Source organism: Streptomyces sp. NPDC001156 (assembly GCF_053598275.1).
The window spans coordinates 1-11,374 of the sequence record NZ_JBSFJX010000236.1; the positions used below are offsets into that span (position 1 = coordinate 1).

An 11,374-nucleotide genomic window follows, 5' to 3' on the forward strand; every position below is an offset into this window, starting at 1 on the left:
AACACGGCGCCGCAGTACCAGCACGACGCCCCGTCCCGCTCCGCCAGCCGCGCCTTCAACAGCCGTCGGCGCCGCGAGGACGGCTTGCGGTCCACGCTGCTGCTCCTCCTGTGGCGTCCTGTGGCTCGTCTGGGGTCCGGACACGCGGCCCAGTTTGACCATGCCCAGCTTCTGCGCCAGGTGCAGCGACTGGAGGAACAGGTCAGCCAGCGCGTGAAGATGGCGGCGACGGAACCGGGCGATCGAGCGGAAGTCCGGGGCCTGATCGGCGGCCAGGAACCGGAACGCAACGTCATCGACGCAACGGCGTTCGATCGCCCGCGAGGAGCGGATGCCGGTGGTGTAGCCGTAGATCAGCAGCCGCACCATCAGCCGCGGGTCGTAGGGCGGGTAGCCGCGCTTCTCGGTGTAGTCCGCCAGCACCGGCCCAAGATCGAGCACCTCATCGACCAGGTCGGCGACGAACCGTGCCAGGTGGTCCTCGGGCAGCCACTCGGCCAGCGACGGCGGCAGCAGCAGGACCTGGTGCGGATCGAATGCCCGAAACGTCTTGTCCACCGCTGCCGGGCGGCCCTGCGGCCGCTTCTCTCGACCGGCTCGACCTCGAACAGCCCATCCCCACCACGCATACCAAAATCAGCCCGTACGAATGATCACGTACCGCGCGCGGGTCGCCGGTTACAGAGACACGCTCCTAGCGCACCGGAAGGAGGAGACCCGCAGCACCCTCGGCGAATGGACGCCGACGACCACCGCGACGACACGCGGCTCACCGGCCTGACCCGCAACAACCAGCCCACGGAACGAACTGTCAGAAATCGAACACTCCAGCCGAACCACTCACGCCGGCGCGCGCACGTGAATGATCGAAGTTACTCTTCGGAGCACCCGAGGTCAGACGGAACCCCAGGCCGGCGAAGGGAAAAGAATGCTCGTGGAGAAAAGCACGGCCATGCGCGGAGTCCAACCGGGTCTGTTGACCAAAGTCCCGGAAGTCACGCTCATATTCTGGGTGGCGAAGCTGGGGACGACGGCATTCGGAGAGGCATTCTCCGACTACGTTTTCTTCAACGCCTACATCGGGAGGAACGCGGTCATTCTCATGGCCATGACCCTCCTGGCAGGCTGTTTGATCGTGCAAGTGGCCACAAAGAGGTACATCCCGGTCGTCTACTGGCTGACGGTGACCGCCGTCAGCATCTTCGGCACCATGTCGGCCGACTACCTGAACCTGAACCTCGGAATGCCGCTGTGGGGTTCCACGGTCATGCTGCTGGGCCTGCAGGCAGTGGTGTTCATCGCCTGGTACACCAGCCAGAAGACGCTGGACATGCACTCCATCAACACCCGTCCGCGCGAGGTGTTCTACTGGCTCACCGTCATCTTCACCTTCGCCCTCGGCACGGCTGCCGGTGACTTCGCCGCCGGCCCGCTCGGCCTGGGTACCCTCGCGTCCACGTTCGTGTTCCTCGCGGTCATTCTGCTGCCGGCCGCGGGGTATCGGTGGCTGCGGTTCAACGAGGTGTTCGCCTTCTGGTTCGCCTACACCATCACGCGCCCGCTCGGTGCGTCCTTCGCCGACTGGCTCGGAGTTCCGGCCCCCTACGGCGACGGCCTCCACCTCGGGACGGGCCCGATGAGCCTGGCCACCGGGTCCGTACTGGTCGCCGTCCTCGCCCTGGTCATCACCCGGCACCGGTCGGAGACCGCCCGGCAGAACCCGCTTCCCGAGGTGGGATGAACGAACACGCTGTACTTCCGCGCAGTGTTCGTGGGGTCGGACGGCACCCGCACCATCGTGCTCCAGCCGGCGGCCTTGCCTTACAACCCTTCACCGGCGCGGACCCCTGCGCGCCGGGGAGGGCCCGTGGCGCCGGTCCGACATCTCCAGCATGCCCGACCAGTGAATCCCGTTCACAGCGACAAGTGGGTCGCCACGGTCGGTACAAAGGGAAACAGACCGTCTACATCACCTGCGTTCCACAGTTGAGCGGGGTTCTCGGGAGTGTGGCAGGGCATCGGTGCAGGTCAGACGGTTGCACCTAGCGCGAAAGTCCAAAAACGCCTAGTGGCACGATTTTGTCACTCCCATGCCTGTGACCTGGAATGATGCGCGTATCGTCTAGCGGCATGTATGTGAAGACGACGTCCCGGCGGAACAAGGACGGGCAGACAGTCCGGTATCTGCAGCTGGCCCACAACGAGTGGGACCCGGCCGTGGGGCGTTCGCGTACGAAGGTGCTGCACTCCTTCGGCCGGGAGGACGAGCTCGACCGCGAGGCGGTGCGCCGGCTGGTCGGCGCGCTCTCGAAGCTGCTGGACCCCGCGTCCGCGCTGGCCGCGACCGGCTCGGGAGACCTGTCACTGATCAGTTCCAGGCCGTGGGGCGGGGTGCACGCGCTGGACGGACTGTGGCACCGGCTCGGCCTCGACGGCGTCGTGCACCGCCAACTGGCCGGGCGGCGGCTGGATCCGCGCGTCGAGCGGGTCCTGTTCGCACTGGTCGCCAACCGGGCCCTGGCTGCCTCCAGCAAGCTCGCAGCGACCGAGTGGATCGCCGACGACGTCCACATAGACGGCCTGGAGGCGATCAGTGACGAAGCCTGCTACCGAGCCATGGATTACCTGCTGACCATCGAGCCGGCCCTGGCCAAGGAGGCGTACTTCCAGGTCACCGACCTGCTCAACCTGGAGGTGGACCTGCTGTTCTTCGACACCACCTCCACGTACTTCGAGACCGAGGACGCCGACGAACCTGTCGCCCGCGACGAACACGGCGAGCGCCTGGCCGCCGACGCGCCGGCCGAAGACACGGTGCGGCACGACGGGTTCCGCACCCACGGCAAGTCCAAGGACTCCCGCGACGATCTGCCCCAGGTCGTCATCGGCATGGCCGTCACCCGCGACGGGATCCCGGTGCGGGTGTGGACCTGGCCCGGCAACACCGGTGACCAGGCCCTGATCCGGCAGGTCCGCGACGACCTGCGCGAGTGGACGCTGTCGAAGATCGTGTGGGTCGCCGACCGCGGCTTCACCTCCGCCGCCAACCGCCGGGCGCTGATGCGCGGAGGCGGCGGCTACATCATCGGCGAGAAACTCCGCACCGGATCACCCGAAGTACGCGCCGCCCTCTCACGGCAGGGCCGCTATGCGACCGTGCGTGACAACCTCCAGGTCAAGGAGGTCAACATCGGAACCGACGACCGGTTCGTGATCTGCTTCAACCCCGACCAGGCCACCCGCGACGCCGCGATCCGACAGCGGATGGTCATCCAGCTCACCGAGGCGATCGAGGGCACGGACAAGCTGCCCAGGCCCGAACGCGACAAGCTGGCCGGGGTGTTGTCCACCAAGCCCGGCCTGAAACGGTTCTTGCGCACCACCCCGAGCGGCCTCCTGCGGGTGGACAAGAAGAAGATCGCCGCCGAGGCCAACCTCGACGGGAAGTACCTCCTGCGCTCCTCGGATCCGAAGCTGTCGGCCGAGGACATCGCGCTGGGTTACAAACAACTCCTGGAAGTCGAGCGCGGCTGGCGCGATATGAAGCAAATTCTCGATCTCCGCCCCGTTTACCACCGCCGCGAGGACCGCATCCGCGCCCACGTCCTGCTCTGCTGGCTCGCCCTGCTGCTGATCCGCGTCGCCGAGACCTCCACCGGCCAGACCTGGAACCGCCTGCGCGCCGAACTCCAGCGCCTGCACGCCGTCACCTACACCGGCCCGGCCGGCACCTTCCGCCAGTCCACCGACCTCACCAAGCCCCAGCGCGACATCTTCACCGCCCTGAACGTCACCCCACCCAAGAAGATCATCGATCTGACCGCAGGCCGCTGACCAGGCACTATCCCCCCGCCTAGTGACACGCCATCTCGGCGTGCTCACAGGCGTTTCCGCAGGTCAACCCACGTTTTCGTTCCCTGGTCGACACCGCTAACTGTGGAACTCAGGCATCACGAATGCGCAGTACGTCGCTGATGGTCGGCCCACCATCCGAACCCCGGGAGTTTAGCGGCCAATGATCAAGAGCGCGGTCTGCTCTGTCGTACTCCGGCGGCACTGCCGTCGGTGACGTCAATTCTCGGGTTCTGGCTCACTTTCCGTGGAGGGCTGACTGAGAGGGTGTCTCACGTGGCGAGTTTCGCGAGCTTCTTGTAGCAGGTCAGGGCGGCGGCCAGGCCGAGGAAGGCGAGGAACTGCGAGCCCTTTCGTTCGTATCCGACGGTGAGGCGGCGGTAGCCGAAGAGCCAGGCGATCGGCTGGACCCCCATCCCAAACCCCTGCCATTATGAGCGTTGCGAGCCGGGCAGGCCGGCTCCTCACGGACGGGATGGACACCTCCGCCATGGCCACACCATCCGCGCCGCGCCTGACCGACGCCGCGGAAATCGCCGCCGAACACGGACTGTCGCCCGCCCGGATCAGCATGCTCTACAACCAGCGCGACGAGAATGGCTTCCCCGAAGTCGCCGGCACACGCGGACGCGCCCGCCTGTGGAACCACAGCGAAGTCACCGCATGGTTCGCCCAGCGCCAGCCCGCCCGGCTCCGTCAGCACACCCCACCCACGCGCGAGCCTAACGCGCTCCTCAACGCCGCTGAAGCATCCCGGTTCCTCGGCTACAAGAACCCCAACCAGGTCACCACCTACGTTCGCGACCACCCCGGCTACTTCCCCGACCCCGACCTCACCGAGGAACTCGGCACACCCGACAACCCCTACCGCCGCCAACTGTGGCGGGCCCAGACCCTCCTGGACTGGATGACCACCCGCCCAGGCCGCGGAAAACGCAGCGGAGCCAAACGCGCCGCACCACCCCTGCCCGAAGTCCCCGCCGACGGCGACCCCGACGAACTCCTGGGAGCAACCCAGGCCGCAGCCCTCCTCGGATTCAAAAGCGTCAACTCCTTCAGCAGCAGCCTCGCCCAAGGCAACCTCCCCCTCCTCGAAACCCCCGACGCCCTCACCGAAAAGGGCGCGCGCCGGCGATGGACCCGCCAACGCATCCTCCAACAGGCCGCACAACGCAGCCCCAAAAGGTAGAAGACGGCGGTCTGCTCAGCAGGTCAGGCGCCCGCAAAAGCAATCTGACGGTGGCGCAGAAATACAACCGTGCCAGTGCCATCCAGAGGACACCTCACACCGGCCGCCCGAACGTTCCCGACCTGCATGACGTCTTCCGGGCACCGCCTGGAGGCTCGCTGCACCACCCCGACAGCGGCCCATCGGCGTCCAGGCACGGCATCCCTTCACCCCGCAAAAGGTCGAGACTCCTGCACAGTCGAATTGAGAGAGCGGATACGCGACCAGATGCGCGGATCCGGCTGTCCATCCGTGCGGTTGCGCAGCCCAGATGCCGAGGTGCGCAATCGCCTGCCAGGGCAGGCTGCGGCCGTCTGCGCAACGGCGTGCAGACAACACCTCGCCACGAGCCGCGCGAGCCTTTCGCCTCATTGGCTGCGCCTCGCCCAGGGACGGCTGACCCGTTGGTCAGGCCTGTGGTCGGGCCGACCACAGGTGTCCGGCCCCTGCGGCGGACGAGTGCGCAATCGTGGCTGCGCGGCCGAAGGGTCCGTTACGCATGCGGCTGCGCACCGGGCCCCGGGATTGTGCGCAGTCGCCGTGTACAGCCCGTTGCGCACACCGGCAGGCGACATCGCCCGTAGGACTGCGCACGCACCCGGGCGAGCGTGCGCAATCCGATTCCCCGGCCGGCGCCACGCCCATGCCAGGGGGGCTCTTCCCCTGTGCCGTCCCGGGAACGCTGCCGCCGGCTACCCGCACCCCCAGGCCCTCACCCCAGTGATGCGCTCGATCGCGTCCGACCTCCTCCCCACTCGTGGTCGGGCCCGACCTCACAGGCCCGACCACGGGCTCGTGTCCCGAACGTGATCGTGGTCGGGCCTTCATGGTCGATGGTCAGGTCGGAGTTGGTTGTCTCGGAACCGACAAGAACCCGTTTTGACCTGGGAGTTCGGAATGTCCCCTACCCAACTTGAGTTTCGCGGTTTTGGCGGGCCTGTTGTGATCACGCTGCGTGGGTGAGTCCTGCTTGGGCCCAGGCTTGCTGGACGGTCTGAATTTCGGCGTCGGTCTGCTGGCCTGCGGCAGCGGGGGAAATCGGGCGGCGATGATCGCCGCCTCACGCGCCCCACACGGTTACCGGCGCGCCCGGAACAGCCGACGCCGCCGCGGCTACTCGGGGAAGGCGAGGGTGTAGTGGAAACCGTCGTCGCCGACGGCTTGTCGCAAGGTCCGCATGATCGCCTCGGGATCGTCGTAGGGGCCGTTGACGTAGAACGGCTTGTCATCACGACCGAAGCGGATCGGGCTGGGACCGGCCGGCTCACCGCACAACGGCGGCGGCATCGAAGTCCGCCTCGGGAGCGAACCCGAGCTCGCGGGCGTAGTCGGCGGCGCCGAACACCAGGGCACGGGCAAGCTCGGCAGGAACCTGCACATGCCCCTCGAAGGCGCTGAAGTAGGCGTGCCGGTGCGCAGCCAGCTGACTTGGGGTCATCGGCTCCGCAGGCAGCGCGTTCTTCACCCCCAGGCACCACACATCCAGCAGGAACCCGGCAACCTGGGCCTTCGCGGAGCGTGCGCTGTCCGCGGCGACGAGCACGGCGACAAGGCCGCCTACCTCCTCGACGTCGCAAGCCCCCGGGTCAACGCTTGTCCCCTGTGGCCTACCCCCGAGATCCACACTACGGCTCCAGCCGGCGTTCACCCAGCAACGCGGCTCGCCACGGCCCGACACCGAGACCTGCACAGCGCCGTTGAGCACCCCGACGACATCCCTGACGCCCACCCCCAGCGTTCTGGCGATCGCCTTCGCTGACCGACCCTGCTGGTCCAGTTGCCGTACCTGTTCTACAAGCGCCTGGGTAAGGTCACTGCCAGGCGCAGTCGAGCTCCTGGTGATCCATGCGATGACGCATCCACACGGCCACGTCGCAGACCCGCAGCACGCTGACGGAGAAGACCAGGTTCCCCCGAGATGCGGGCAAAGGTGACGGCTGGCCAGATGGGTCATGAGAGGACCTGTGACTGTGGCTGGTCACGTTTCCGACGACCCAGCCAGGCCCGAGCCCGACGCTCTCATACAAACGCCGAGGCCACACCCACATGGTTGCAGTATTAGGCAGGGTAGCGATGGGGCGTCAGACACGGCAGCTGTAGTTCCGGCGTCTTGGCTGGTCAGCAGCTTGTCGGGGGTGGGGGCGGTAGGGGGACGGCCACCGTGATCATGATGCTTTGTGACGAGTCATCAGGAACAGGTGGCCGCGGAGGTCACAATAGCCGAGCAGGCATGGGGCCGAGTGTTCGGGACGGTAATGGATGCGATCGCCGGCTGCTTCGTGCGGCGTGAGCCCCGCGCGACGGCGGCGGAGCTGGTCGCGGGGTTGCTGTTGGAAGTGGACACGCGGAACTGCTGGACGCTCGGGCAGGCGTTGGGGCATTGCGGGCCGCATCGGCTGCAGCACCTGTTGTCGAGGGCCCGGTTCGAGCGCTGCACCGGCACCCGGACCACCACTCGCGGCCTCCACCGGCACGTCGGCCACCGTCCGTCGGTGACTGCCGTGCACACCAGCCAACCGGGCCCCGCAGACCGGGCAGGCGGCCGCGTCCTGCAGTGTCCGCGCCCACACCACAATCCAACTCCCCCGCCCCCGTCGATCACATCCTCGACGACCAGCGGGGCCGGCCCCGAAACACCACATCCACCACCTCGTTGACCTCACGCACGCCACGTCGACGACACCCACCACCCCTCCCCTCACCCTGCACTACCACCGAAGCGGGACAGGGCCATGCGATGTCCGCACCCGAACGCCGCGCACGACCCACACCCGACCCAAGCCCCGCACGGCCGGCACCGCCGCGGACAGCGTCGAACCAGTCCGATCGCGAGCCGCGAGCGCCTGAGCTAGTGTGAAAAAGTGGGTTTCGTCTAACCCGGAGCAGAATTGTGCGCGCCATCGTCATCGAAAAGTTCGGTGGACCAGACAGCCTCGTCTACACGGAGCTACCGGAGCCCGAGCCCAAGGCCGGTCATGTCGTCATCGAAATCAAAGCATTCGGCCTCAACCACGCCGAGATATATATGCGCAGGGGCGAGTGGGCCGAGGCCGCCAAGGTCAGCGGCATCGAGTGCGTCGGCCTGGTGAAATCCTGCCCCGGCGGTGAGTTCCCCACCGGTACGAAGGTCGCGGCACTGATGGGCGGCCTCGGACGCACCATCAACGGCAGCTACGCCGAATACACCCGGGCACCGGCATCCAATGTCGCAGCCATCGAGTCCGACCTGTCCTGGGCCGAGCTCGCCGTCATCCCCGAAACCTACGCAACCGCCTGGACGTGCCTGTTCCGCAATCTGGAAATCACCCCGGGGCAAACCTTGGTCATCCGCGGAGCGACCTCCGCCTTCGGCCAAGCCGCGATCAACCTCGCGGTGAACGCCGGCGTACGCGTCATCGGCACCTCCCGCAACCGCGAACGCTTCACCCTGCTGGAAAGACTCGGCGCAGAACGAGCCGAACTCGAAGGCCCCGACCTTTCCGAGCGGATCACCGAAGCCAAACAGATCGACGCAGTACTCGACCTCGTAGGCAACACCACCATCCTCGACTCCCTCGCCATGCTCCGCCGAGGCGGCCGCGCATGCCTGGCGGGCTGGCTCGGCGGCCTCGACCCGATCCGCGACTTCAACCCCCTCCTGCAAATGGCAAGCGGCGTCTACCTCACCTTCTTCGGCAGCTTCGTGTTCGGAACACCCAGCTTCCCCCTGTCCGATGTACCCCTCCAAACCATCGCGGAACAGGTGGCAGCAGGCCGCCTCACAGCCAAACCCTCACGCGTGTTCCGATTCGACGAAATACACGAAGCACACCGCGTGATGGAGGCCGGCGAAGCCAAAGGCAAAATGGTCGTCGTCCACGACTGACCCACCACCCATCCCCAACGAAACCGACACAACCGGACGGAGACGCCCCTCCCGGCGACCGACCAAGCCACACACCACTGCGGGCGCCGACAAAACATCCGGCCTGGTCAAGCAACGTGCCGGTATTCGTGCAGGGTTCCGCCGAGTCGGTCTCGTCGGTGGACATCGAGGTGCTCGATCTGCGCTGGCAGGTCGATCGGTTCGGGTAGCAGGCGCACAGGAGCGGCTTGCTTCAGCGCTCGGTGCGGTCGATGCCCGTGGTAGAAGGCCTCGAACTGGCGCAGTGCGTGGAGGAGGTGGCTCTGGTTCCAGATCAGAGTGCGGTCCAGGAGTTCCCTGCGGCAGGTCTGTATCCAGCGCTCCATGACGGAGTTCATCCGCAGTATCCGGATGCCGGTGGTGACGACCTTCAGCCCGGCATCGGCCAGCAGCGCGTCGAAAACGGCGGTGAACTTCGAGTCTCGGTCCCGGACCAAGAATCTGGCCCTGCTGCCCGCGTCCTTTAGGTCCATGAGGAGATTGCGTCCGAGCTGCACGAGCCATTTGGCGGTCGGGTGCACGGTGGCGAGAGTGCGGCCGCCTCATGTCGGAGTCGTCCGTGCTGATGTTCCTGCCGGCGCTGGCGACGGTGACCCCCATGACCCCCGTTATCTTCTTCGCGGTCCTGCAAGAGGGCCGCTGGCCTCCGGGCCCGGCATGACTGTTCCCCCCTGTCGAAGGCATGACCTGGGGGGTGGTGTCACCGGGCCCGCGAGGCGCCGTTGGAGACGCTGATGAGAGGTCCGACTACCGCCTGGCCTGGCGCAACGCCCGGCCGCTTGCGGGCGGCAGGTCTGCATAACGTGGATGCGCGCACGACGCCAACGCCCCGGCCAGCACGCACAAACCCGTTCGGGAGGACGGCTTGTACGACAGCGACGAGATAGGCGTCTTCCTCGGCCTGGACGTCGGCAAGAGCGCCCATCACGGGCACGGACTCACCCCGGCCGGCAAGAAGGTCTTCGACAAGCAGCTGCCCAACACCGAACCGAAGTTGCGGGACGTCTTCACCAAGCTGAAGACCAAGTTCGGCACCGTGCTGGTGATCGTGGACCAGCCCGCCTCGATCGGCGCCCTGCCCCTGACGGTCGCCCGCGACGCGGGCTGCAAGGTCGCCTACCTGCCCGGCCTGGCCATGCGCCGGATCGCCGACCTCTACCCCGGCGAGGCGAAAACCGACGCCAAGGACGCCGCGGTCATCGCCGACGCGGCCCGCACGATGCCGCACACCCTGCGCTCGCTGGAGCTGACAGACGAGATCACCGCCGAGCTGACCGTTCTGGTGGGCTTCGACCAGGACCTGGCAGCCGAGGCCACCCGCACCTCCAACCGGATACGCGGCCTGCTCACCCAGTTCCACCCCAGCCTGGAACGTGTGCTCGGGCCACGACTGGACCACCAGGCCGTCACCTGGCTGCTGGAACGCCACGGATCCCCGGCCGCGCTGCGAAAAGCCAGCCGCCGCAGGCTCGTCGAGGTCATCCGGCCCAAGGCGCCCCGGATGGCGAAGCGGCTGATCGACGACGTCTTCGAGGCCCTCGACGAGCAGACCGTCGTTGTTCCCGGCACCGGCACCCTCGACATCGTCATCCCGTCGCTGGCCCGCTCACTCGGCGCCGTCCACGAACAGCGACGGGCACTCGAAGCCCAGATCAACGCCCTGCTTGAGGATCACCCTCTTTCCAAGGTCCTGACGTCGCTGCCCGGCGTCGGCGTCAGGACCGCCGCCACACTGCTGGTCACCGTCGGCGACGGCACCAGCTTCCCCACCGCCGCCCACCTGGCCTCCTACGCCGGCCTCGCCCCCACGACCAAGTCCTCCGGGACCTCGATCCACGGTGAACACGCACCCCGCGGCGGCAACCGGCAACTCAAACGCGCGATGTTCCTGTCCGCATTCGCCGCCCTGCACGATCCCGCCTCCCGCACCTACTACGACAAGTGCCGGACCAGAGGAAAGACCCACACCCAGGCACTCCTCCGCCTCGCCCGGCAACGGATCAACGTGCTGTTCGCGATGCTCCGCGACGGCACCTTCTACGAACCCAGAACCCCACGCCTCGCTTGACTAAAGACATAGGTGCGCCGTGAAGCGCGAGTTGTTCGAGTGGCGGTGAAAGGACGCCACCGCCGACCTGTCGCAGCAGGGCGGTTGAAGCTGAGGGCAGCCCGACCCGGGAGGTGCCGGGGAGGGTGGCAAGCGGCTCTGACAAAGCCGGGACGTATCAGCACTGCCAGATGGTGCGGGCCCGGCAAGCGAGACGGAAAGGAGTACGCGAGGAACCGGCGTTGACACCTCCTTACTCGTCACCAGCTCGAACCTGGCGGATCTGGGCTGGATGCGGTGCGTCCCTGCCTTGCTATGGGGGCGGGGAACTTCCCGGGCGATT

At 67.1% G+C, this 11,374-nt stretch carries 8 protein-coding genes and 3 pseudogenes; 6 read left to right on the plus strand and 5 right to left on the minus strand.

Annotation, left to right across the window (positions count from 1 at the left end; genetic code table 11):
* Window positions 1–558: transposase (locus ACWDA7_RS44935; RefSeq protein ID WP_450612952.1), on the minus strand; the 558-nt coding region annotated here is incomplete at its 3' end.
* Between the two features lie 454 nt (window positions 559–1,012).
* Here ACWDA7_RS44935 and ACWDA7_RS44940 point away from each other — a divergent pair.
* Together ACWDA7_RS44940 and ACWDA7_RS44945 are read left to right on the plus strand one after the other, a co-directional pair.
* Window positions 1,013–1,741 carry a COG4705 family protein gene (locus tag ACWDA7_RS44940; RefSeq protein WP_450612954.1) on the plus strand — a complete coding sequence of 243 codons (729 nt, stop codon included), beginning with the start codon at window positions 1,013–1,015 and terminating at the stop codon, window positions 1,739–1,741.
* A 389-nt stretch (window positions 1,742–2,130) separates the two neighbouring features.
* Window positions 2,131–3,834 (plus strand): IS1634 family transposase, encoded by a 1,704-nt coding sequence (locus ACWDA7_RS44945; RefSeq protein WP_450612956.1) that lies wholly within the window; start codon window positions 2,131–2,133, stop codon window positions 3,832–3,834.
* Window positions 3,835–4,124: 290 nt separating this feature from the next.
* Here the strand turns inward: ACWDA7_RS44945 and ACWDA7_RS44950 are convergent.
* Window positions 4,125–4,253: pseudogene (locus ACWDA7_RS44950) on the minus strand (IS5/IS1182 family transposase); the annotation flags it as partial.
* Between the two features lie 89 nt (window positions 4,254–4,342).
* Between ACWDA7_RS44950 and ACWDA7_RS44955 the strand changes: the two are divergent.
* Window positions 4,343–5,041, plus strand: coding sequence for a hypothetical protein (locus tag ACWDA7_RS44955; protein ID WP_450612964.1), 699 nt, complete (start codon window positions 4,343–4,345; stop codon window positions 5,039–5,041).
* 1,152 nt (window positions 5,042–6,193) lie between these two features.
* Here the strand turns inward: ACWDA7_RS44955 and ACWDA7_RS44960 are convergent.
* Window positions 6,194–6,367: a hypothetical protein gene (locus ACWDA7_RS44960; RefSeq protein ID WP_450612957.1), complete on the minus strand. Its 174-nt coding sequence runs from the start codon at window positions 6,365–6,367 to the stop codon at window positions 6,194–6,196.
* Complete coding sequence (locus ACWDA7_RS44965; RefSeq protein ID WP_450612959.1) at window positions 6,345–6,623, minus strand: hypothetical protein; 279 nt, start codon at window positions 6,621–6,623, stop codon at window positions 6,345–6,347. Before ACWDA7_RS44965 ends, ACWDA7_RS44960 begins: the two co-directional genes overlap by 23 nt.
* Window positions 6,624–7,257: 634 nt before the next feature.
* On the opposite strand from ACWDA7_RS44965, the pseudogene ACWDA7_RS44970 reads away from it, so the two are divergent.
* Window positions 7,258–7,509, plus strand: a pseudogene (locus tag ACWDA7_RS44970) (IS701 family transposase); the annotation flags it as partial.
* 461 nt (window positions 7,510–7,970) lie between these two features.
* On the plus strand, window positions 7,971–8,945 hold the full coding sequence (locus ACWDA7_RS44975) for a zinc-binding alcohol dehydrogenase family protein (protein ID WP_450612961.1): 975 nt from the start codon (window positions 7,971–7,973) through the stop codon (window positions 8,943–8,945).
* 107 nt (window positions 8,946–9,052) lie between these two features.
* Here the strand turns inward: ACWDA7_RS44975 and ACWDA7_RS44980 are convergent.
* Window positions 9,053–9,511, minus strand: a pseudogene (locus ACWDA7_RS44980) (integrase core domain-containing protein); the annotation flags it as partial.
* Window positions 9,512–9,849: 338 nt separating this feature from the next.
* Here ACWDA7_RS44980 and ACWDA7_RS44985 point away from each other — a divergent pair.
* Window positions 9,850–11,052, plus strand: coding sequence for an IS110 family transposase (locus tag ACWDA7_RS44985; RefSeq protein WP_450612963.1), 1,203 nt, complete (start codon window positions 9,850–9,852; stop codon window positions 11,050–11,052).
* Window positions 11,053–11,374 lie beyond the last annotated feature (322 nt).

Excerpts from the sequence above, each read along its gene's own strand:
- ACWDA7_RS44945 (WP_450612956.1), top strand. The coding sequence starts at position 2,131 with ATGTATGTGAAGACGACGTCCCGGCGGAACAAGGACGGGCAGACAGTC.
- ACWDA7_RS44955 (WP_450612964.1), top strand. The coding sequence starts at position 4,343 with ATGGCCACACCATCCGCGCCGCGCCTGACCGACGCCGCGGAAATCGCC.
- ACWDA7_RS44960 (WP_450612957.1), bottom strand. The coding sequence starts at position 6,367 with ATGCCGCCGCCGTTGTGCGGTGAGCCGGCCGGTCCCAGCCCGATCCGC.